Consider the following 22,361-nt stretch of genomic DNA (forward strand, 5'->3'; position numbering starts at 1 on the left):
GGCTCGCGCCGCGGTTCAGCCGAGTTCCACCGTCCAGCGGTTGACGCTGCCCGGCGCCGGCCGCGGCAGCGCCAGCGCGCCCATGCGGTAGGCATGCGGGCGGCGCGTGGCGGACAGCTCCGCGCCGGCCTCGTCGCGCACGCGCTCCACGCCATGGCCGCGCGGCCCCACGCGGTAGTTCAGCTCGAAGCGCAGGTCGGCCAGTTGCAGCTGCACCTGCAGGCCGTCCAGCTGCGGCGGCATGACGGGGTCCACCACCAGTTCGCCCTGCTCCAGCCGCAGGCCCAGCAGTGAACCGATGACCAGCCCCAGCGCGATGCCGGGGCCGCTGGAGTAGATGCGCCAGCCGCCGTCCAGCGCCACCTCGCCGGCCAGTGCGCGGCCGTATTCGGCCCGGGCCACATAGCGGTCCGCGAAGGCGGCGTCGGAGCTGGAGTAGTAGCAGTTGGCCTGGCGCGGGCTGGCGCTCTTCACGCGGTCGCGCAGCGCGATGGGGTGGGCCTGCATCAGCGCCTGCAGGAAGGCCTCGGCATGGCCCAGGTGCGCCAGCATCTGCGCATAGCGCAGGTGGGCGTGCATGTACATGATGCCGATCTCGCGGCCGAAGAAGGTGCTGGTCTCGGCGCGCTGGAACAGCAGCGACGGGCCGCCGCGATAGGGGAGCGGCGCATCGAACAGGCGCGCGCCGTCGGGGCCCTTCAGGTGCTGCTCGATCAGCGCGGCCTGCGTGCGCGCCTGATCGGGCGTGAACAGGCTGTCGATGACAGCGTGCATCATCGGCAGCAGGCTGTAGCGCAGGCCGGTGCGCTGGTCCGTCGGGTGTATCCACAGCTCGCGCCCGCCGGCCTCGGGGAACAGTGCGTAGCCGGCCACCACGTCGTCCTGCACCAGCAGGCGCTGGAACTCGGCGCGCACGCCAGCCGCCTCGGCCACCAGGCGTGCGGCCTCGTCGCCGCGTCTCAGCTGACCGAATGCTCGCGCCAACGTGTGCAGCATCTGGTGGTGCAGCGTGACGGTCCACGCGCTGCACAGGCGCTCGCGCAGCGCCGGGTCGGCAGGCTGCAGCGAGTCGTTCCAGTCGCCATGCCAGTAGGCGGCCAGGCCCGTGCCGGGCACCACGCGCCGGCGGATCAGCGCCAGCGCCCGCTCCACGTGCACGGCCAGCGATGCCGGCACGTCGTCATGGAAGGGCAGCACCTCGTCCAACAGGCCCGCGTCGCCGCTGGCGATCAGGTATTGCGCGAGGCCCAGAAGCGGCCAGAACACGATGTCGCCGTGCGAGTCACCGGCGCGGATCTGCGCCTCGCGCTCGAAGAACATGAACCACTGCGGCCAGTCGCCATCGGCGTTCTGCGCGCTGAACACGCGCAGCAGCAGGTCGCGCACCGGCGCCGTCTGGCCCAGCGCCAGCAGCATCTCCAGCGGGCCCTGGCAGACGTCGCGCGTGCCCCAGCCACCGCCGGAGTACTGCTCCAGCCCGCGCGGCGACAGGTAGTGCACCAGCGCGTTGTGGGCGTACCAGGGCAGGATGTCGTGCAGCTGCGCCAGCGCCGTGTGCCGCCATTTCGGCAGCGCCAGCGGTTGGGCGGGCGGCGCCGCCACGTCCAGCAGTTCACCGCGCAGCGTCAGCGTGAATGCATGGCCCGGTGAGAAGTCCAGGCACACCAGGGACTCGCCACGGCTGACGCCGTCGTCGTACAGGCGACCGTCGTCGCCGACGATGGTGATGCCCGGCGCCTCGATGACCAGCGCCCCCTCCGGAAAGCGCTCGGCCAGCGCGCTGCCTTCGGGCGGCGTGATGCGCAGCCGCTCGCCGCTGTGCTCCCACACGGGCTTGTCGGGCGCGGCGCCGTCGTCGCCGCCCAGCGCGAGGTTAAGGGTCGCGCGCAGCCGCAGGCCGCGGCCCTTCAGCACGCGCAGCGTCAGCGTCATCGCATCCGGCGCGGCGCCGGCGGCGGCGACGACCTCGATGACGCCGCCCAGGTGGGCGTAGATCCAGCGGCAGCGCTGCGGCTGCATCTCGAAGGCCGACGGCAGGCCCAGCAGCTGCCAGTCCTCCGCCTGCGGCTGCACGAACAGCCGCAAGCCAGCGCTGTGGAACAGCCCCAGCAGGCTGCGCTGCGTGGACAGCATGCGGTTGATGCTGACATGGCCCTGCGTCAGCATGGAATGGAACACGCCGCCCATCCAGCAGGTGGACGTCAGCGCGCCCTCGTCGGGCACGAGGTGGTCGCCCGCGCGCAGGATGTGGCCGTGCGGGCGCTGCACCAGCAGCTCCTTGGCGCGCAGCACCACGTGGCCGGCATCGGGCGTGAAGAAGCTCAGCAGCCGGCCGTCCAGCCGCTCCTCGTGGCGGCGTTCGCCGGGGAACAGCTCGCCGCAGGCAGCCTCGTCCAGATCGATGGTGGGGAAGGTCTGTGCCGTGGCGAACAGGCTGGCCGCCAGCGGCTGGCCGGGCTCCTCCAGCGCCGCCGAGGGTCGGGCCTCCGGCATTGCCAGCAGCGCGGGCAGAAGGGCCAGGTCGGCATCGCTGCTGGCCTCGGGGTGATGCGCCCGCAGCGTCAGGAAGAAGCCGGCCGATGTGCTCTCGCCCGGCTTCAGCGTCAGGGCCTCGTCCTGCAGCGCCACCAGCGCATGCTCCTGCTGCAGCCGCGTGCCCGGCAGACCGGCCAGCACGGCCGGCGGCACGACGGTGCCGTCGCGGGCCGCATGGCCCCAGACCTGTGCCGCGTCCGTCGCAAAGCTCTCGGCGCGCCGGAGCGAACCGGCCAGCAGCCAGGGATGCTGGCCCTTCTGCGCCTGGTTCTGCCGCGCCGCCAGCAGCACGCCGTGCTGCGCATGCCGCAGCGGCTGCAGGTCGATGTAGTGGCTGACGTAGAACTCGTTGGTGCGCACCGCGCCGTAGTCCGCCAGGCCGATGTCGTGCACCAGCACGGGCGCGATGTCGCAGGCGGCACCGCTGTCATTGATGGCCTGCAGATGCCAGAACAGCGTGGGCTGGTCTTCGGCCAGCCGCAACTGCAGCCGCAGCGCCAGCCCGTCCCACACGCCGCGCATCTCGAATGCGCCCTCGGCCATGTGCACGCTCAGCGGCGACAGCGGCCCCAGCAGCGGCACGGCGCGCCAGTCACCGCCGGCATCGCGCCGGCGCAGCCAGATGTTGGCCGGGCCGCCTTCCAGCTCGTTGCCGGGGAAGAGGTTGAGCAGCAGCCCCGACGCGAGCTGCAGCCGGCGCAGTGCGCCATGGGACAGCAGTTCGGCTTCGAGGCCGGCTTGGTTGCGGATCAGGTGCGGAGTCATGTTTGCTTCTGCGCCAACAGCCAGGGCAGCAGTTCAGGGTCGTTGTAGGCGGGCGTCCACGAGTCGTGGCCCACGCCGGGGTAGATGGTCAGCGAGGCCGTGCCGCCCGCGGCGCGCAGCGCGTCCACGCAGGCCACGTGCGGCGCCAGCGGCACCACGGTGTCCTGGTCGCCGTGATAGGCACGCACGGGCACGCCGCGCATGGCGGCCACCTGGGCCGGGTCGCCAAAGCCGCAGACGGGCGCGATGGCCGCCAAGTCGCGCGGATGGGCCGTCGCCCACTGCCACATGCCGAAGCCGCCCATGGACAGGCCGGTGCCGACGCAGCGCTGCGCGTCGACATGCAGCCTGGCCTTCAGCGCGACCAGCAGCCGGTGCAGGCGCTCGGGGTCCCAGCGCTGGTTGTCGTCGCACTGCGGGCTGACGACGATGGCGGGCCAGGCGGCACCGGCGGCGATGAGCTTGGGCGGGCCATGCACCTTGACCTTCTGCAGGTCGGTGCCGCGCTCGCCGGAGCCGTGCAGGAAGATCACCAACGGCCAGCGCTCGCTGCGCTGCGCGTACTCGCGCGGCAGCCAGATCCAGAAGCGCGTTCCCTCCAGCTCCCACGCGCGCTGCTCGCCGGCCGCCAGACCGGGCGGCACGGTGGGTGGCAGCGCGGCGCAGGCGCTCAGCAGCACGGGGCTCGTCAACAGCAGCTGGCGGCGGGAGATCGTCATGGCATGGGCTCCAGGTGGATGGTCGTCGCGCCGGTTGGGAGGGGCAATTCGCGGCCCTGCCATGTGAGCAGCGCAGATTCGACGTTAGCGCGCGGTAACTGCGCCGTACCCGGCCAGGCCAGGCGCAATTCACCGGGCAGGCGTTCGGGCCGGCGGTCGATGTGCAGCGTCCAGCCGCCGTCGGCGCGGCGCAGAAGCCGGTAGTCCAGTCGCCCCCAGGCGGTGGACAGGCCGGTCACGCCGATGTCGCCGGCCGCACGCCACGCGGGCGACAGGCCGGCGCCGAGCACCACCGTGCCGGTGGCCTCGCGCTCGTAGGCCAGCAGGTCCAGCGCGGCGCGCAGGTAGTCGGACGAGATCCAGGCATGCGGCATGTCGCCCAGGAAGCGCGGCTCGCGCGCGTCGGGCAGCACCACCTCGGCCCAGCTGTGCCAGCCGGCCGGCCGCTGGTGCGTGAAGAACCAGGCCAGCAGCCGGTGCGCATCATCCACGCGACCCAGGCGGGCCAGCGCGCTGACGTTGCGCAGCTCGTAGGGCGTGTAGTCGCGCCAAATCTTGGCGCCGCTGATGCGTGCATCGGCCTCCTTCACGTAGCGGTCGAAGGTGCCCCGCAGCAGCTCGACCGGCAGCCTGGCTTCGGCCTGGGCCGGATTCAGCGCCATCGTCGTCGACGTCGCATCGAAGTCGCCGCGGTCGGCGGCACCGGCGATGTGGTCGAGCTTGAAATGCTGGGCCGTCGCGGCGATCGAGGCAGAGAGGTCCGCCTCGAACTCATCGCGCATCGCGGCCCAGCCTGTGGCCTGTGCGGCGGCGCCCAGCGCCTGCGCGATCTGCACCGCGTCCTTGTAGCCGCGCAGCGCCCAGAAGTCGTCCCAGTAGGAGTAGGCCGGCTTGTCGCTGTAGCCCTCGTGGCTGATGGACGGCGGCATCAATCCTTTGAACCTTGGATCGGCACCGGGCTGGCGTTCGCTCTGGCGCAGCGCTTCCATCCAGGCCATCACGCGCTGCACCTTGGGCCAGTGGCGCTGCAGCAGCGCGCGGTCCTGCGTGTGCCGCCACAGCTCGGCGACGGCGTACAGGTACTGGCCATGGCTGTCGTTCTCGACGACGGGATCGGCGCCGCGCTGGTCCACGCAGCAGGGCACCTTGCCGCTGTCAAAGATGTAGCCACCGAACCAGTCGACGAATTCCTCGGCCGCCTTGGCCTCGCCCATGCGCACCAGGCCCGCCACCATCATGGCGCCATCACGTATCCATGACCGCGCATAGGAGCGCGTGCCCGGTCGCAACGCCGGGCCCTCGCGAGACATCAGCATCTGCGCGAGTGCGGCGCGCATGGTGTCGACCACGGGCTGGGCCTGCGGCGGCAGTCGCAGCTCCAGCACGCCCAGGCGGTCGCGCCACTGGGCGGCGGCGACGGCCAGGCGCGTGTCCAGCGCTGAGGCATCGACGACGCCAGCGCCCGACACCCAACCCAGCGTGCGGGACTGGCCCGGCGCCAGGTCCACATCGAAGCGCATGACGGCGGAGGGCAGTCCCTCGGTGTCGGCCAGATCCGTGAGCGGCGCGGACTGCAGCAGCGAGGCCATGCCGGGGCCGGCACTCCACGGCGCCGCGCGGACCTCGGCCGGTGCTTCGCGCGGCTTCAGGTTCAGGCCCGCGGCGCTGAGCTTTCCATCCGCCCACGCGATCGCCGGCAGCGGGCTGATGCCGCCTGGAGTGGACAGGAACTGCTGCGGCGGATTGACCTGCCAGGGCCGCAGCGTCAGCAGCAGCGCGACCCGCTGCGGTTTGCTCGTCGGATTGCGCAGCGTGTAGCGCGCCAGCAGTTGCGGGTTCTGGGCCTGGCCGTCGGCCCCTGCCTCGATGCGCAGTTCGACGTCGGCATGGCGCCACTGCACGACGGGCAGCGCATGCTCGACGAGGCTGTGCTCGGCGCGCACCTGGGCCCAGGTGATGAAGCGGCCATCGGTCAGGCGGATGGTGGGTTCGATGCTGGGCCCACCTCGGGTCAGCTCGATGGCGCCGTCTTCGCTGACCAGGCCGGAGCGCTGCGCGCCGCCGTCCACACCAACGACGGTCCAGTAGTTCTGCTCGCCGATGAAGCCACGCGGCAGCTCGCCACGCGGAAGCGCCTTGGCCAACTCGGTCACGGCCGCATTGCGGTCGGGCCATTGCGCGGCATCGCGCAGCTCGACCTCGGGCGGCTTGCGGCCCTCATGGCGGATGCGCAGCCAGCGCCACTCCTGTTCACCGAGGAACAGCGCGCGGCCCGGACGCGAGGACAGCAGCTTCCAGCGCCGGTTGTCGTCCGACACCTCCACGCGCGTGGCCGCGCCGCTGGCAAACCACAGCCCGTTGAACTCGCGCAGGCGCTGGAAGTCCAGCGTCAACTCGCCGCCGCCGAGCCTGCGCTTCGGCTCGGGCCACTTGTCGGGCGCCGGCTCGCGTGGCTCCAGGTTCAGCGCGCCGACGCACAACTGCCCTGCCCCGCCGCCCTGCTGCTGGCCGGCGACGACGACGAACTCGATGAACTGGCTGCGGGTGAGCGTGCGGTCGGTCGTGGGGCCCCAGGCGAACGCGACATGGCGGCGCTTGAAACTCATGTCGGTCAGCGTGTCGGGCAGCGCCAGCGCGGGGCGATTGACCCACCAGACGTTGTCGCCGCTGGCGTCGACAAACTTGATCTGCACATCGTTGTGCCTGCTGCTGCCCTTGAGCTGCGCGGTCAGCGCGAAGTCAGCGGGCCAGTCCAGCGGCAGCTCGCGGCGCAGCACGGCATAGCCGGACACGCCCGCGAAGTCGTAGTCCAGGCACAGGCTGTCGTCCTTGACGTCACGGCGCAGCGCTGCCTTGACCTGGTCGGAGGCGGTGGCTTTCCAGACGGTGGTGTCCTTCATGTCGTCCAGCACGGCGGCACCGGCCCAGGGAGCCGCCAGCAACAGGACCAGCGCAAACGCCTTCTTCACTTCACACTTCCCATCAACAAACCCTGCATGTAATAGCGCTGCAAGGCAATGAACAAGGCCAGCACCGGCAGCACCGTGATCACCGCGCCGGCCATCATCAGCTCGCTGTCCTGCACGTGCTCGCGCGACAACGCCGCCAGCGCCACCGGCAGCGTGTGCATCTCGCCGTCGGTCAGCACGATCAACGGCCACATGAAATCGTTCCAGCTGCCCAGAAAGGCAAACACGGCCAGCGTGACCAGTACCGGCTTCAAGGTCGGCAGCACGATGTTCCAGAAGATGCGCCACTCGCCGGCGCCATCCAGCCGTGCCGCCTCCAGCAACTCATCCGGCACGCCGCGCGCGTATTGGCGCACGAGGAAGATGCCGAAGATGCCCGCCATGCTCGGGATCAGCACACCCATCCAGGTGTTCACCAGGCCCATGCCCTTGAGCATCAGGAACAACGGCAGCATGGCCACCTGGCCGGGGATGACCAGCGCGGCGATCAGCAGGCCGAACACGCGCTCGCGGTGCTTGAAGCGCAGCTTGGCGAACGCGTAGCCGGCCAGCGTGTTGAAGCTGACCGACACGAACGTGGCCACGATGGCCAGCGCGAGGCTGTTGATGAAGGCGCGCTTCAGGCCGCCGTCGCCCAGCAGCTTCTCGTAGTGAACCAGCGTGGGCTCGCGCGGCAACAAGGGTGGCGGCAGGCTGGAGGCACTGCCGGCCGGCATCAGTGACACGCAGACCATCCACACCAGCGGGAACACGGCCAGCAGCGCGAAGGCCCACAGCAGCGCATTGACGGCGATGCGCTTCATGCGGCCTCTCCGGTCCAGCGGCGCTGCAGCGCGATCAAGCCCTTGCTGACCGCCACGATGATGACGAACAGCACGAAGGCGATCGCCGAGGCCAGGCCCAGGTTCCACCACTTGAAGCCTTCGTCGTACATCAGGTACAGCACGCTGACCGTGCTCTGCAGCGGGCCGCCCTGCGTCATCACATAGGGCTCGGCGAACAGCTGGAAGTAGCCGGCCGTCGTCAGGATGGTGACCATCAGCAGCGTCGGCGCGATGCTGGGCAGCGTGATGAAGCGGAACTGCGCCCAGCTGCGCGCACCGTCCAGCCGCGCGGCTTCGTACAAATCGTGCGGCACGGCCTGCAGCGCGGCGATGAAGATGATCATGTTGCCGCCGAAGTTCTTCCACGCGGCGAAGCCGATGATGGTGGGCATGGACCAATGCGGGTCGCCCAGCCAGTCGATGGGGTCGATGCCGATGGACTGCAGCGTGTAGTTCACGAGGCCGTACTTGACGTGGAACAGGTAGCGCCAGATGACGGCCACGGCCACCAGCGTCGTCACCACCGGCGCGAACAGCGCCGTGCGCAGCACCGGCTTGAAGCGCACCAGCTTGCTCTGCAGCAGCACGGCCGCGGCCAGCGACAACACGATGGACAGCGGCACGCCCAGCACGACGAAGTAGGCCGTGTTGCCCAGCGCCTGCCAGAACAGCGGCATGGACAGCACATGCACGTAGTTGTCCCAGCCCTGCCAGCGCAGGTTGCGCAGATCGGCGAGCGCGTAGATGTCGAAGTCGGTCAGGCTGAGCGCCAGGCCGGCAAACACCGGCACGCCGAAGAAAAGCGCGATGACGATCAATGCCGGGGCGGCAAAGGCCCAGGCAGCGAGAGATTCGCGACGGCCGTGCCGGGTCATGCCTTCGCCCGATCCAGCATCCAGCGACGCTTCTCAAGGATTCCATCCACCCGCGAGTCCAGGCCCCGCACCGCGGTGTCGATGCTGTCGCGCCCGCCGACCACCCGCGCAGCGGCCAACTGCATCTCCTGCATGATGCGCTCCCACTCCGGCACGGCCGGCGTCGGGCGCACGCGCTCCAGCTGGCGGCGGAACGCGGCGGCGTGGCGATCCTCGGCCAGCGTCGCGCCGCCCTCCAGCGGCATGGCCCAGGTGCTGCGCCGCGGCGGCAGGTCGCCGGTCAGCTCATAGAACCGCAGTTGCACATCGGGCCGGCTCAGGTAGCTGATCAGCGCCCAGGCCTGGGGCTTGTGGCGCGAGCGCTTGAACATCGCCAGGCTGGCGCCGCCGGCGACGGACGCGCCCAGGCCCCTCGGCCCGGGCAGCTCCGCGGTGGTCCACGCATCGTCAAGTTCGGCGGGCAGCCGGCGCTTGAACTCGCCGATGTTCCACGGGCCCGAGATGTAGAACGCGAATGTGCCGCGCCCGAACTCCTGCCATAGGTTGGCGACCTGGTTGTTGGTCAGGCCCGGCGCGTCACCACGCTCGAAGCGCTCGGCATAGAAGCCCAACGCGCGGCGAAAGTCCGGCGATGAGAAATTGCCGAAGCGGCCGCCGTCGCGCAGCACCTCGCCGGGCTGCTGCAGCGCCAGCGCCAGCAGCGGCTCGAACTCGTTGGTGGGTAGCAGGATGGGCGTTGCCATGCCGTGCTCGCGCAGGCGGGCCAGCGCGTTGCGCCACTCGTCCCAGTCCTGCGGGATGCGCGGGATGCCGGCGCGCTCAAGCAGGTCCTGCCGCACGAACAGCAGCCGCGTGTCCACGTACCACGGCAGGCCCACGCGCTGGCCGTTGGGCGCGTTGGTGGCCCAGATGCCGTCGAAGTAGTCGGCCGGTTGCATCACCGGTGTGCGCTCTATCCACGGCTCCAGCGGCTCCAGCGCGCCCAGCGCCTGCATTTCGGGCAGCCAGGTGTTGCCGACCTGCGCGAGATCCGGCGTCGCGTCGCCGGCGAAGGCCGTCAACAGCTTCTCGTGCGCGGCCGTCCACGGCAGTTGCTCGACCTTCACGCGCACGGTCGGCTGCTCGCGCTCGAAGCCTGCAATCAGCTCCGCCGCCACCTCGGCCTCGCGGCCCATCGCCCAGAAGCGCAGCGTGGTGGTTCCGGTGTCGCGGGCGCAGCCCGTCAGGGCTGCGGCTCCAGCGGCGGTAAGCAGACTGCGACGGCGCATGAACGGGGTCAGCCCAGCCAGCCGCCTGTGAAGCCTGCGCGCTTGAGCCCCTTCACGAGGTGCGCGTTCTTGCGCATCGCGCTCCAGATCAGCTCGCCCTTGTGGTTGCCCATCATGGCCAGCATGGGGCCTTGGTCTATGCCCAGCATGTCGGTGTCCACCCAGCCCTTGCCGGGTTCGATGCGGCCGTGCTGCAGCTTCACGTCGGGGTAGTTGAAGCTGGGGTTGAACGCGTCCCAGAAGCCGTAGCGGCCCCAGGTGTGCGGGTAGCGCTGCTTGATGGCCATCAGCGCGGGAATGCAGATCTCCGGCGCGAAGGCGATGGAGCTGCCGGCGCCATAGGGCGCCAGCGTGCCGTCGTCGTGCTCACCCATGCCGCGGCCGGCGTAGCTGATGAAGCGGCGCTTCTCGATCTTGCCGCTGGTGGTCTTGTAAGGCAGCGTGATGTCGGCCGGGCCGTCGCTGGCGGTCACGCCCCAGACCTCGTCGCTGTAGCCCTGCCAGCCCAGCGGATTGGCCTTGGCATAGGCCTGTTGCACATAGGTCGCGCGACGCGAGTTCTCGAAGTAATCCAGGCCTTTGCCACGCATGTAGGCATCACGGATGCCGCGAAAGTCCACCCAGCAATGCGTGAACTGGTGGCCGAACAGCGGCGGGAAACGCAGCAGGTTCTGCCCGTAGCTCTCGCCCCAGCTGCGGTCGTAGGTGCTGATCCAGGCATCGTAGGCCTCGGGCTTGACGGGCCGCGTGGGCGAACCCAGCGCCAGCAGATAGACCATCATGGCCTCGTTGTAGCCCTTCCAGTCGTTGGGGATGTGCCCCTTCTCCGGCGTCCAGCCGTGGCCGACGGACGGCGGGCGCACCTGGGCCCAGGCCCAGTCGACGCGGCCGTACAACTCGTCCACGAGGCCGCGGATGCTGGCCTCCTCAGGCTGGTCGGCGTCGAAGAAGCTCTGCGCATGCAGCGCGCCCATCAGCAGGAGGGCCGTGTCGACGGTGGACAGCTCGCACTGCGCAAAACGCAGGCCTTCCTTCATGTCGAGGAAGTGATAGAAAAAGCCCTTGTAGCCGGCCACGCCGGTCTTGCCCGGCCCTTGCGGCAGGCCGGCGAAGAAGCGCAGCGTCGTCAGCGTGCGGTCGCGCGCCTGGTTGCGCGTGATGTAACCGCGCGCCACGCCCACCGGATAGGCACTGAGCGCGAAGCCCACGGCCGCGATGCTGGCGAACGATGGCGTGGGCCAGCGGTCCGGCGCCAGGCCGGTCCTGGGGTCGGTGGTCTCCCAGAAGAAGTCGAAGGTGCGGCGTTCCAGGTCGGCCAGGAAGGCCTCGCTGGCCGGTGTGGGCGCGAGGCCCCAGGCGGGCAGCGCCGCTGCGAGCGCGAGGCCCGTGCCTTGCGCCAGCAGCGCACGTCGTGTCAGCAGATCCATGATGTGAAGCAATTGTGGGAGCCGGCGGTGACCGGCTCCCTTTTCCAGGCCGAGGTCAGAACTTGTAGCTCAGGACCAGGCGCACGGTACGGTTGTCGCCACGGATGGCGTTGGGCTTGCCGACGTTGAGGTTGTCGCCGCCGTATTGGTTGGCCTTGCCACCGGCCGGCACCGGACCGCCGCCCCAGTCGTCGAAGCCGCCGTAGTTCTCGACGCCGAACACGTTCAGCACGTCGCCGCGCAGCGTGAAGCGGTGCTGGCCGAAGCCGAACTCCTTGCCCAGGCTCAGGTCGACCTGACGGAAGCTGGGCGCGTCACCCTCGACGTAGACGCACTGGTTCCAGCCCGCGGCGCAGGACGTGACCCGGCGCGGCATGCCGCTGGCCCAGGTGGCCTTGGTCGAGAACGTCATGCCCCAGGGCAGCAGCTTGTCGGTCATGAAGGCCGCGACGATGCGGTGCTCGTCCACCAGCGTGCTGGGGTTGTAGCCGCGGCCCGGCTTGCCCACGGTCCAGTCGAAGATGTCGTTGGTCCACTCCTTGTTGGTGGTCTTGGCATCGCTGTAGGTGTAGGCGATGGTGGCCGTCCAGCCCGACGCGGCGGTGTAGGGCTTCTCCAGCTTGCCGTAGAGGGAGTCCGTCTTGCTGGCGCCGACGAAGTCGCCCAGGATCAGCGTGCCGAAGCCGTTCGGGCCGCCCCACAGCGGATCGATGGGACTTTGCGTGGCCCAGCCGCCATTGGCGTCACGGTTGCCGCCGTACCAGGTGAACTGGTTCTTGGCGTGCACGCGGCCGACGGCGATCTCGCCGTTCCAGCCGCCCAGCGCCTGGCGCAGGCCGAAGGTCAGCTGGTCGGCATAGGGCATCTTGAACTCATTGCGGATCAGCCAGATCTCGCCGCCCGGTGACGCGTTCTTCTGCATCTCGTCCAGCGCATGGTTGGCCATCGTGCGGTCGTAGCTGCGGCCCCAGCCGCCGAACAGCACGCTGTTGCGGTCGCCCAGCACGTCGAACGAGAAACCGACGCGCGGCGCGAACGCGCCCTTGTAGGCGCTGCGCGAGTTGCCGGTGGCGATGAAGTCGTCGATGTTGATGCCGCCCTTGGCCAGCGACTGCGCATAGGTCTGGCCGGCCGGCGGCGTGATGCCGTAGCGCGGCACGTCCAGCGCCTTCAGCGCGGCGACGCGGTCGGCCGGCGTCTTGTAGTCGTTGTTCAGCATGTTGTCCTCGTAGTCGTAGCGGACCCCGAGGTTCAACTCCAGCTGCGGCGTGACGGTCCAGTCGTCCTGCAGGTAGAAGCCGTACTGCTTGTTGTTGATGTTGACGGCCACCGGCGCCAGTGCGCGGTCGATCTTGCACTGGTCGCTGTTGTTGCCGCCGTTGGTGATGTTGGTGCCGGTGCAGCTGCCGCCGCTGTAGAACGGGTTGCCGGTGGCGCGGTCGATCAGCGCCTCGACGACGTCCACCGAGCGCGACGTGCCGCCCAGCTCGTACTTCATGTCCTTGAACTTGGCGCCGGCCTTGATGACATGGCCCTTGATGCCGGTGTAGCTCAGATCCTCGGACACGAACACACCCTTCTGGCGGCGGTCCTGCGCATCGGGCGAACCGCCGACGAAGACCACGTCCTGCGACGCGCTGAGCAGCTGCGGCGTGGCGGTCGACACCTTGTACTTGATGAAGGGCGTGGTGGCGCGCGAACGCGGGTTCCAGTGGTAGTCCTCGACGCCGATGCGGCTCTCGGCCAGCCAGTCGCCGCGCGACCACTCGTGCTTCAGGTCGACGCGGGTCTCGTCGTTCTTGCGGTCCTTGTCGTTGCCCGGCGCGCTGAGTTCACGGTTCTCGGCGATGTGGTCGCTTTCGCGGCGCAGCCGCATGGACAGCGTCAGGTGTTGCTCGTCGTTCAGTTGTGCGTCGATCTTGCCGAACAGCAGGTGCTCGGTGAACTTGTCGACATGGTTGCCCTTGGCCGCCAGCACGGTGGGCATGACGCCGCCGCTGGTGGGCAGCTTGTCGGTCTCGCGCGGCACGACCTGGCGCGAATCCTCGATCTGCTTGCCGTCGTAGGCGAAGAAGAAGTGCAGCTGGTCCTTGACGATGGGGCCGCCCACGCTGACGCCGTACTCGTACTTCTCGGACGGCGGCAGCGTCACGCCGTTGGCCTCACGCTCCTTCTCGAACGGCGACTTGCCGCGCCAGTTCGTGCCGGTGCGGTCCACATAGGCCTGGGTCTGGAATTCGTTGGTGCCGGACTTCGTGACGGCCGTGATTGCCGCGCTGCTGACCTGGTCGAACTCGGCCTTGTAGTTCTGCGTCAGCACCTTGAACTCGGCGATGGCCGATTGCGGGAAGGGGTTGCCGCGCGACACGTCCTGGCCGCTGACGCCGCCGCGCAGGATGTTGTTCTTCTGGCCCACGCCGTCGATGAAGACGTTTACATGATCAAAGTTTTGCGAGCCAGACTGGATCTTGGTGTTGCCGCTCCCGTCGCTGGAGAAGGCCACGCCCGGCGCGAGGTCGGCGCTGGACAGGAAGTTGCGCGTCGTCTGCGGCAGGCTCTCGATCATCTTGGCCGACACGCTGGTACCCATCTGCGAGTCGCGCACGCCCTGGCGCTGCGCGGTGCCCGCGATGGTCACGCGGCCCAGTTCGGTCGTGCCGAGTTGGAGGTCCACGGCCGCGGTCTCGCCGACCGACAACGTGATGCGTTCGCTCTTGGCGTTGCCCACGCGGATTTCATAGCTGCCCGGCGCCAGGCCCAGCAGCGTGTAGCTGCCGTCCGCCTGCGTCTGGCCGCGGTAGGTGGCGCCGTTGGCCGTGTTGACGGCGACGACGGCGAGGCCGGCGCTGGGCTGGCCGGCGGCGGCCTTGACCTGGCCCTTGAGGGTGGCCGTGCTGACCTGGGCCGAGGCCGTGCCTGCCAGAGCGAGGACGACGGCGGTGGCGAGTGCCTGGCGGCGCCAGGGCTTGCTGCGGGAAAGCGTGCTCATGATGGTCCTTGTCTCCTGTGTGTTGTGTTGGTGCTCTGGGAACGGACTGGAACGAAGCGGGGTCAGGCCTTGCTGCCGCAGGAGCGGCGCACGACCAGTTGCACGGGCATGACCGTGGCCTCACCGCTGGCGGCGGGGGCGTCGAGGGCGTCGGCCAGCGCGTCCAGCGCCTGGCTGCCCAGTGCCGCGATGGGCACATGCATGGTGGTCAGCGCGGGGCTGACGTAGCGGGCGACCGGGATGTCGTCGAAGCCGGCCAGCGCGATGTCGTCCGGCACGCGCACGCCGCCGGCCTGCAGCGCGCCCAGCAGGCCGATGGCCATGATGTCGTTGGCGGCGAAGACGGCGTCCGGCCGCTGGCCCGGCTGCAGCGCCAGCAGCGCCGCGCCGGCACGCTGGCCCGCGGCCTCGGAGAAGTCGCCGGGCAGCAGCAAGGGCTCCTGGTGCGGGCCGACGCCGGAGCCCAGGCCCGCGCGATAGCCGCGCTCGCGCTCGCGCGCCTCGAAGTTGGCTTGCGGGCCACCCAGGAAGGCAATGCGGCGCCGGCCGGTGCGCACCAGGTGCTCGGTCATCTCGCGGGAGCCGCCATAGTTGTCGATGGCGAACACGCGTTGCGCCGCGCCTCGCACGCCGGAGTTCAGCAGCACGGCCGGCAGGTTGTGCGGCAGGTTCTGCGCCAGGAAGTCGTCGTCCGCATGCGGCGACATGACGACCAGCCCGTCCACACGGCCATTCATCGCGCGCAGCGCGGCAGCGGCCTCGTCGGCGTCATCGTGCGAGCTGGACAGCAGCAGGTGCAGGCCGCGCGCGCGGGCGGCCTGGTCGATGCCGCGGATCAGTTCGGAGAAGAACTCGCCGTGCAGGTCGGGCAGCAGCGCGCCGACCGTGTCGGTCTTGCGCGTGATGAGGCTGCGCGCGGCGCCGGACGGCGCATAGCGCAGCTCGCGCGCGACGTCGAGGATGCGCTGGCGCGTGTGCGGCAGCACGTTCTCGGCGCCGTTGAGCGCGCGCGAGACGGTCGCAACCGACACGCCGGCCACACGGGCCACATCCTTGATCGTTGCGGCAGGAAAGTTCATCAGGGCAGGTCCAGGTCTGCGCCATGGCTGGCGATGACGCGAGCGTAGTAGCGCGCGCTGGCCTTGGGCGTGCGCTGCTGTGTCTGGAAATCCACATGCACGAGGCCAAAACGCTTGGCGAAGCCCAGCGCCCATTCGAGGTTGTCGAACAGTGACCATGCGAAGTAGCCGCGCATGTCGGCGCCCCGTGCCATCGCGTCCTGCACGGCGGCGATGTGGGTGCGCAGATAGTGTTGGCGCAGTGGGTCGTTCACTTCGCCATTGATCGCCGTGGGCGGGTCGTAGAACGCGGCGCCGTTCTCGGTCACGTACAGCGGCAGGCCGCCGTAGCGCTCGTGCATCCACACCAGCGTGTCGGCCAGGCTTTGCGGGTGCAGCTCCCAGCCGGTCTCGGTATAGGTGCCGCCGGGCTGGCGCTGAGGAACCACCGGCACGGGCCAGGCCTTGGCATCGTGGCGCACGACGGCGCGGGTGTAGTAGTTCAGGCCCAGGAAGTCGATGGGCTGCTTCAACGCTTCCACTTCGGCGGCCGGCCAATCGGGCCAGGCCTCGCCGAACACCTCGCACAGCTCGTCCGGGTAGCGGCCCAGCAGCGCCGGGTCCAGGTACTGCCGGTTCATGTAGGCGTCGGCCAGTTGCGCGGCGTGGCGGTCGGCATCGGTCGCGTCGGCCGGCACGTGCTTGGGCTCGATGTTGACGACCAGGCCTATCTTGTTCCTGCCAACGGCCCGGTAGGCCTGCACCGCGCTGGCATGCGCCTGCATCAGCCGGTGGGCCACGATGGCCGCCTCGTAGGCGCTCTTGTGGCCGGGCGCCAGGTTGCCGTGCATATAGCCCTGGTCGGCGATGACCCAGGGCTCGTTCAGCGTGGCCCACAGCGGCACGCGGTCGTCCAGCGCCTTGAAGCAGACCTGCGCGTAGTCGGCGAACCAGTCCGGCATGTCGGGGTTGGTCCAGCCGCCGCGGTCGTCCAGCGTGGCCGGCAGGTCCCAGTGGTAGAGCGTGGCCATGGGCTGGATGCCGTTGGCCAGCAGCTCGTCCACCAACCGCTCGTAGAAACCCAGGCCGGCCGCATTGACCTTGCCGCGCCCCTCGGGCAAGACGCGGCCCCAGGCGATGCTGAAGCGGTAGGCGGTCAGCCCCAGCTCGCGCATCAGCGCGACGTCGTCCTTCATGCGGCGGTAGTGGTCGCAGGCGACGTCGCCGGTGTCGCCACCCGCCACGCGGCCGGGCGTGCGCACGAAGCGGTGCCAGTTGCTGACGCCGGCGCCGTCGGCCAGCGGCGAGCCTTCGATTTGATAGGCGGAGGTCGCGCAGCCCCACAAGAAGCCGGGCGGGAACGGTTGTCTCATCCGTGTTGCCGGCTGCACTGCTGCGCCGGCCATGTAAACGTTTTCACGCATTCTTCTGCGTCCACGTTCACACGTCAATCCGCGCACAAACCCGCTGTGGACCGAATGCAACGCCGGGGTTGTGCCAAGGCCGTAACCCATGCGCGCGAAGGCGTCGACAGGGCCTGTTAACGCTACGGGAGTAGGCCCTAGCATGCGCGCCGATTCATTCTCAGGCTTGCCCTCCATGCTCGATCAGCCCGCCGGAACCGTCTATCCCACGCCCGCCCACGAAGGCCTGTCGCCGCGCCAGCGCTTGCATCTGCTGCTGCTGGGCGTGGCCGACGTCGCCCGGTCGACGGCCTTCTTCGAGGCGCTGGGCTGGTCGCGCTCGCCGACCGGCAACGACGGTTTCGCTAAGTTCGACCTGGGCGGCTATGCGCTGTGCCTGATCTCGCGCGAGGCGTTCGCGCAGGACGCGGGTTTCGCATCACCGCAAGGCAGCGGCTTCGCGGGCGTGGGGCTGATCTACATCGCCAAGTCGCCCGAGGAAGTGCCGCGCATCCTGGCCAAGGCGGTGGAGGCCGGCGGCCGGTTGGTGAAGCCGGCCACGCGCACGCATTGGGGCGTGGCCGGCTACTTCACCGACCCCGATGGCCACTTGTTCGAGGTGGACTACGAGGACGTCTGGGTGCTGGACGATGACCATCGGCTGGTGGTCGACAAGATCAACGCGGGCTGAATGAAAAACGGCCGCCATGCAAGGCATGGCGGCCGTTGTAGGGAGGGCTTCGATCAGTCGGCGTACTGGCCGGCGGCCTTGATGACCGGGCCCAGCTTGTTGATCTCGGCCTCGACGAACTTCTTGTGCTCGGCGGTGCCGACGCGGGCGTCGTTGACGATGACCGCACCTAGCGCTTCCTGGCGCTTGTGGAAGTCGGCATCCTTCAGCGCGACGCGCAGCGCCGCGTTGACCTTGTCGACCACGGCCTTGGGCGTGCCCTTGGGCGCGTACAGGCCGTGCCAGATCGCCAGGTTGAAGCCCTTCACGCCCGACTCGTCGGCCGTCGGCAGCTTGGCCAGAGCACCGCTGGTCAGGCGCTTGGACGACATCACCGCATAGGCCTTGACCTTGCCAGCCTCGATCTGGCTGGTGGTGTTGGTGGTCTGGTCGCACATGATGTCGACCTGGCCGCCCAGCAGGTCGTTCATGGCCGGCGCGGTGCCCTTGTAGGGCACGGTGGTCATGTCGATCTTGATGGTCTGCTGGAACAGCAGGCCGCACAGGTGCGAAGCCGAGCCGACGCCGGCGTTGGCGAGGTTGATCTTGCCCTTGTTGGCTTCCAGCCATTTCGCGAGGTCGCCGTAGCTGTTGGCCGGCAGCGTGGGCCGGCCGATCAGCGTCATGGGCACTTCGTTGACGAGGCCCAGGTACTCGAAGTCCTCCAGCGTCTTGTACGGCAGGCTGCGGTACAGCGACGGCGCGGTGGCCAGGCCGATGTGATGCAGCAGCAGCGTGTAGCCGTCCGGCGCGGCCTTGGCGACCTTGTTGGCGCCCAGCGTGCCGCCGACACCGCCGACGTTCTCGATGATGAGCGTGGCGCCCAGCGGCTTGCGCAGCGCCTCCGCCAGGTCGCGGGCGACCTTGTCGGTGGGACCGCCGGCCGCGAACGGCACGACGATGGTGACGGGCTTGTCGCCCGGGTACTGGGCCAGGGCAGGCAGGCTGGCCATCAGGCCGGCAGCCAGCAGCAGGGTGGTGCGCATGGGTTTGTCTCCAACAGTTAACGACGGTCTTCGATGAGCTTGCCGTCGTTGGGCAGGCTGCCGGTTGGCAGCAGAACGACTTCGATGCGAAGTTTGGTCAGGTCACGAGCCGTCAGCATCAGGCTTTCCACGAGGCCGGCGGCTGTGGGTTTCCACAATTCCACCTGCAACTCGACCTGATCCTGCGCCAGTTCGCCGCTGACGACAAGGCGCGCACGCCGCACCTCCGGATGGCGCCGCACGATGTCGGCCACCTGACCCGCATGCACGAACATGCCGCGCACCTTGGCCGACTGATCGGCCCGGCCCAGCCAGCCCCGCAAGCGCTGGTTGGTGCGGCCGCAAGGACTGGCTGGATGCGATGAAGGCAGCACGGCCGACAAGTCCCCCGTCGCGAAGCGGATCAGCGGGTAGCCGGGCGACAGCGTCGTCACGACCACCTCGCCCACCTCGCCGTCGGGCAGCGGGTCGCCGGAGCCGGGGCGCACGATCTCGACCAGCACGCCTTCGTCCACGACCAGCCCCTCGCGCGCCGGGGTCTCGTAGGCGATCAGGCCCAGGTCGGCCGTGGCGTAGCACTGGTGCACTGTCACGCCGCGCTCCGCGAACCACGCCACCAGCGGCGGCGGGCAGGCCTCGCCGCTGACCAGCGCGCGCCGCAGCCAGGGCATCGCCTGGCCGGCCTCTGCGGCCTTGTCGAGCAGGATGCGCAACAGGCTGGGCGTGCCGGCATAGGCCTCGGGCTGCAGGTCCATCACGGCCTGCAACTGCTGCTCGGTGTTGCCCACGCCGCCCGGAAAGCTCGCCGCGCCTATGGCGCGCAGCCCGCCCTCCATCATGGCGCCGGCCGGCGTCAGGTGGTAGCTGAAGCCCACGTGCGCGAGTTGGCCTGCGCGGATGCCGGCGGCATGCAGCGCGCGGGCGATGCGCCAGGGGTCCGGCGAGTCGGCGTCGGGCTCGGGCTCATACAGCGGCCCGGGCGACTGGAAGATGCGCCGCGGCGGTCCTGAAGCGTAGCCGCCGAGCCGCAACGCGCGGCGTGCGGCCTGGGCTGCGGCCAGGCTGCTCTTGCGCGTCAGCGGCAGCTGCGCCAGCGCCGCGCGCGTCGTGATGGCCGCAGCATCCACACCGGCCAGCAGCTCGGAGTAGGCGGGACAGCTGCGCTGTGCATGCGCAATCTGGCCCGGCAACGCGGCCAGCAGCGCGGCCTCGCGTTCCGCGGGGTCGCGCGTCTCCAGCGCGTCGAAGAACGCGTCGGTGCTCACTCGTCATCCTTCCAGCGCGTCAGGCGGCGCTTGATTTCGTCCTGCAGCTTGCGCAGCTCGGTGGCCGACTTCAGCGTGACGGTGTCCCACTCGGGCGTGCGCGCGGGGCGCTTGGCCAGCTGGACCTTGACCGTCGCGCCGTCCACCGCGAGCTTGAGCACCAGGTCGGCACCCAGCATCCAGCCGTCGCCGCGCTCCGCCAGCACGCGCTGATCGCGCACGAAGCGCTTCATCGTCTGCAGCGCCGAGTCCGCGTTGAACGGCGGCGGCGCGATATCCCATGTCTCGTCACTCATGCCAGCCACCTCTTGCGACGTTTGTAGGACTTCACGTCCTTGAAGCTGCGCCGTCCTTCCCCGCCCACGCCCAGGTAGAACTCCTTGACGTCCTCGTTCTCGCGCAACTCCGCGGCCGCACCGTCCATGACGACGCGGCCGTTCTCCAGGATGTAGCCGTAGTCGGCGTAGCGCAGCGCCATGTTGGTGTTCTGCTCGGCAAGCAGGAAGGTCGTGCGCTCCTTGGTGTTCAGGTCGCGCACGATCTCGAACACCTCCTCGACGATCTGCGGCGCCAGGCCCATGCTGGGCTCGTCCAGCAGCACCATCTTCGGGTTGGCCATCAGCGCGCGGCCGATGGCGCACATCTGCTGCTCGCCGCCCGACGTGTAGGCCGCCTGGCTGCCGCGCCGTGCCTTCAGGCGCGGGAAGTAGGTGTAGACCTTGTCCAGCGTGTCGTGCACCGCCGCCTTGCCGTCCTTGCGCGTGTAGGCACCGGTCAGCAGGTTCTCCTCGATGGTGAGGTGGGCGAAGCAATGCCGCCCCTCCATGACCTGCACGACGCCGCGCGCCACCATGTCGGCCGTGGACAGCTTCTCGATGCGCTCGCCGCGCAGCTCGATGCTGCCCTTGGTCACCGCGCCACGCTCGCCCTCCAGCAGGTTGGAAACCGCGCGCAGCGTGGTGGTCTTGCCGGCGCCATTGCCGCCCAGCAAGGCCACCACCTGCCCCTCGGCCACCTGCAGGCTGACGCCCTTGAGCACCAGGATCACGTGGTTGTAGATGACCTCGATGCCGTTGACGTCCAGCAATGGAGCTTGGGTGTTCATCGGGAGTCCAAAAATTCGACCACAGAGTCACAGAGACACGGAGGAACAGCCCACAGAGAAACGATTTCCTCTGTGCCTCCGTGCCTCTGAGGTTGCATTTACATCAGCTCTGGCAATCTGCCGGCGTGCGTCGCTCGAGCTTCTTCTCGCCCGCGTACTTGTCCGCCGCGGCCTTCACCAGCGGCCGGATGATCTGCTCGTCGGCCTGATACCAGTCGGACGTGAAGTTCCACTTCGCGCCGTCCCAGGTCTGCACGCGCGCCCAGGCCGAGCCCATGTGATCCACGCAGCTGGTGGAAACCGGCCGCATGACGCCGGCCAGGCCCAGCGCGTCCAGCTTCTTCTGGTCCAGCGCCAGGTTCTCCAGCCCCCAGCGCACCTGCTCGCCGCTCATGACCTTGCCCTTGCCGAAGCGTTCCTGCGCGCGCTTGACACCCTCAACGCCCAGCATGGCCGAGATCAGGCCGCGCATGTAGAGCACCTGGCCCACTTCATCCTTCGGCCCCGTGCCCTGGCCCTTGCCGTGCACCAGCTGCAGGATGTCCTTGGCGACCTTGGAGTCAGGGTGCACGCCGTGCTGCATGGTCAGCGCGGAGTACCCCTTGGCGCCGTCGGCCACGTCCTTCACGTCCGGCTCGGCGCCGGCCCACCAGATACCGTACATCTTGTCGCGCGGATAGCCGGTGGCCTGTGCTTCCTTCAGCGACGTCGTGTTCATGACGCCCCAGCCCCACAGCAGCACGTAGTCGGGCCGGGTCTGGCGGATCTGCAGCCAGGCGCTCTTCTGCTCCACGCCGGGGTGCGTGACCGGGATGGTGGCCAGCTCGAAGCCATGCGTCTTGGCCCGCTCCGTCAGCATTGGGATGGGCTCCTTGCCATAGGGGCTGTCGTGATAGACCAGCGTGATCTTCTTGCCCTTGAGCTTGTCCAGCCCGCCTTCCTTCTTGCCGATGTGCTGGATCAGCACGTCGGCGCCCATCCAGTAGGTGCCGATCAGCGGGAAGTTCCACTTGAAGACGCCGCCGTCGGCGCTTTCGCTGCGGCCATAGCCGGCGGTGATCAGCGGGATCTTGTCGGCCGGCGCCTTCTCAGTCAGCGCGAAGGTCACGCCGGTGGACAACGGCTGGAACACGGTGGCGCCGCCGTTCTTGCCCTTCAGCCGCTCGTAGCACTCCACGCCGCGGTCGGTCGCGTAGCCGAACTCGCATTCCTCGAAGCTGATCTTCACGCCGTTCATGCCGCCCTGCGCGTTGACCAGCTTCAGGTAGTCCACATAGCCGTTGGCCCACGGCGTGCCGTTGGGGCCGTAGGCGCCGGTGCGGTAGACCAGCACCGGGAAGAACTGCTCCTTGGCCTGGGCGAAGGCGGACCCGGCCGAAGCGAGTGCGGCCAGCGTGAGTGCAATTGCCTTGAGCTTCATCGTTTGTCTCCGTGGTTTGCTGC

General features: G+C 69.2%; 16 protein-coding genes. 1 reads left to right on the forward strand and 15 read right to left on the reverse strand.

Translation table 11 applies throughout. The annotated features are described in order from the left end of the window. Positions 1–15: 15 nt before the first annotated feature. From J2X21_RS13590 to J2X21_RS13635, 10 genes are all read right to left on the reverse strand, one after another. Positions 16–3,300: a GH36-type glycosyl hydrolase domain-containing protein gene (locus J2X21_RS13590; RefSeq protein WP_310329394.1), complete on the reverse strand. Its 3,285-nt coding sequence runs from the start codon at positions 3,298–3,300 to the stop codon at positions 16–18. After that, a complete protein-coding gene (locus J2X21_RS13595) occupies positions 3,297–4,019 on the reverse strand; it encodes a carboxylesterase family protein (RefSeq protein ID WP_310329396.1) in 723 nt (240 codons plus the stop codon). Before J2X21_RS13595 ends, J2X21_RS13590 begins: the two co-directional genes overlap by 4 nt. Continuing rightward, positions 4,016–6,988, reverse strand: a complete 2,973-nt coding sequence (locus J2X21_RS13600) for a glucosidase family protein (protein WP_310329398.1) — start codon at positions 6,986–6,988, stop codon at positions 4,016–4,018. The genes J2X21_RS13595 and J2X21_RS13600 overlap by 4 nt, the downstream gene beginning before the upstream one ends. Continuing rightward, on the reverse strand, positions 6,985–7,791 hold the full coding sequence (locus J2X21_RS13605) for a carbohydrate ABC transporter permease (protein WP_310329400.1): 807 nt from the start codon (positions 7,789–7,791) through the stop codon (positions 6,985–6,987). Before J2X21_RS13605 ends, J2X21_RS13600 begins: the two co-directional genes overlap by 4 nt. Then, a complete protein-coding gene (locus tag J2X21_RS13610; RefSeq protein WP_310329404.1) occupies positions 7,788–8,687 on the reverse strand; it encodes a carbohydrate ABC transporter permease in 900 nt (299 codons plus the stop codon). Before J2X21_RS13610 ends, J2X21_RS13605 begins: the two co-directional genes overlap by 4 nt. Then, complete coding sequence (locus J2X21_RS13615) at positions 8,684–9,955, reverse strand: sugar ABC transporter substrate-binding protein (RefSeq protein WP_310329406.1); 1,272 nt, start codon at positions 9,953–9,955, stop codon at positions 8,684–8,686. Before J2X21_RS13615 ends, J2X21_RS13610 begins: the two co-directional genes overlap by 4 nt. 8 nt (positions 9,956–9,963) lie before the next feature. Beyond that, the gene (locus tag J2X21_RS13620) at positions 9,964–11,382 is read right to left on the reverse strand and encodes a glucoamylase family protein (RefSeq protein ID WP_310329409.1); all 1,419 of its coding nucleotides are present in this window, start codon (positions 11,380–11,382) and stop codon (positions 9,964–9,966) included. 55 nt (positions 11,383–11,437) lie between these two features. Next, on the reverse strand, positions 11,438–14,371 hold the full coding sequence (locus tag J2X21_RS13625) for a TonB-dependent receptor (RefSeq protein ID WP_310329412.1): 2,934 nt from the start codon (positions 14,369–14,371) through the stop codon (positions 11,438–11,440). Positions 14,372–14,433: 62 nt separating this feature from the next. Beyond that, a complete protein-coding gene (locus tag J2X21_RS13630) occupies positions 14,434–15,450 on the reverse strand; it encodes a LacI family DNA-binding transcriptional regulator (protein WP_310329414.1) in 1,017 nt (338 codons plus the stop codon). Then, positions 15,450–16,802, reverse strand: coding sequence for a GH1 family beta-glucosidase (locus J2X21_RS13635; protein ID WP_310329417.1), 1,353 nt, complete (start codon positions 16,800–16,802; stop codon positions 15,450–15,452). The genes J2X21_RS13630 and J2X21_RS13635 overlap by 1 nt, the downstream gene beginning before the upstream one ends. 226 nt (positions 16,803–17,028) lie before the next feature. Between J2X21_RS13635 and J2X21_RS13640 the strand changes: the two genes are divergently transcribed. After that, positions 17,029–17,523, forward strand: a complete 495-nt coding sequence (locus J2X21_RS13640; protein ID WP_310329420.1) for a VOC family protein — start codon at positions 17,029–17,031, stop codon at positions 17,521–17,523. Between the two features lie 53 nt (positions 17,524–17,576). Here J2X21_RS13640 and J2X21_RS13645 read toward each other — a convergent pair whose 3' ends face one another. The 5 genes from J2X21_RS13645 to J2X21_RS13665 form a co-directional block, all read right to left on the reverse strand. Further along, a complete protein-coding gene (locus J2X21_RS13645; RefSeq protein ID WP_310329422.1) occupies positions 17,577–18,548 on the reverse strand; it encodes a tripartite tricarboxylate transporter substrate-binding protein in 972 nt (323 codons plus the stop codon). A 17-nt stretch (positions 18,549–18,565) separates the two neighbouring features. After that, entirely contained in the window at positions 18,566–19,813 is a 1,248-nt protein-coding gene (locus J2X21_RS13650) for a phenylacetate--CoA ligase family protein (protein ID WP_310329424.1), read from the reverse strand. Next, entirely contained in the window at positions 19,810–20,109 is a 300-nt protein-coding gene (locus J2X21_RS13655) for a hypothetical protein (RefSeq protein WP_310329426.1), read from the reverse strand. The genes J2X21_RS13650 and J2X21_RS13655 overlap by 4 nt, the downstream gene beginning before the upstream one ends. Continuing rightward, on the reverse strand, positions 20,106–20,918 hold the full coding sequence (locus tag J2X21_RS13660; protein WP_310329428.1) for an ABC transporter ATP-binding protein: 813 nt from the start codon (positions 20,916–20,918) through the stop codon (positions 20,106–20,108). The genes J2X21_RS13655 and J2X21_RS13660 overlap by 4 nt, the downstream gene beginning before the upstream one ends. A gap of 103 nt (positions 20,919–21,021) precedes the next feature. After that, entirely contained in the window at positions 21,022–22,338 is a 1,317-nt protein-coding gene (locus J2X21_RS13665) for an ABC transporter substrate-binding protein (protein WP_310329431.1), read from the reverse strand. Positions 22,339–22,361 lie beyond the last annotated feature (23 nt).

Source organism: Roseateles asaccharophilus, from assembly GCF_031458115.1.
GTDB classification, from domain to species: domain Bacteria; phylum Pseudomonadota; class Gammaproteobacteria; order Burkholderiales; family Burkholderiaceae_C; genus Pelomonas; species Pelomonas asaccharophilus_A.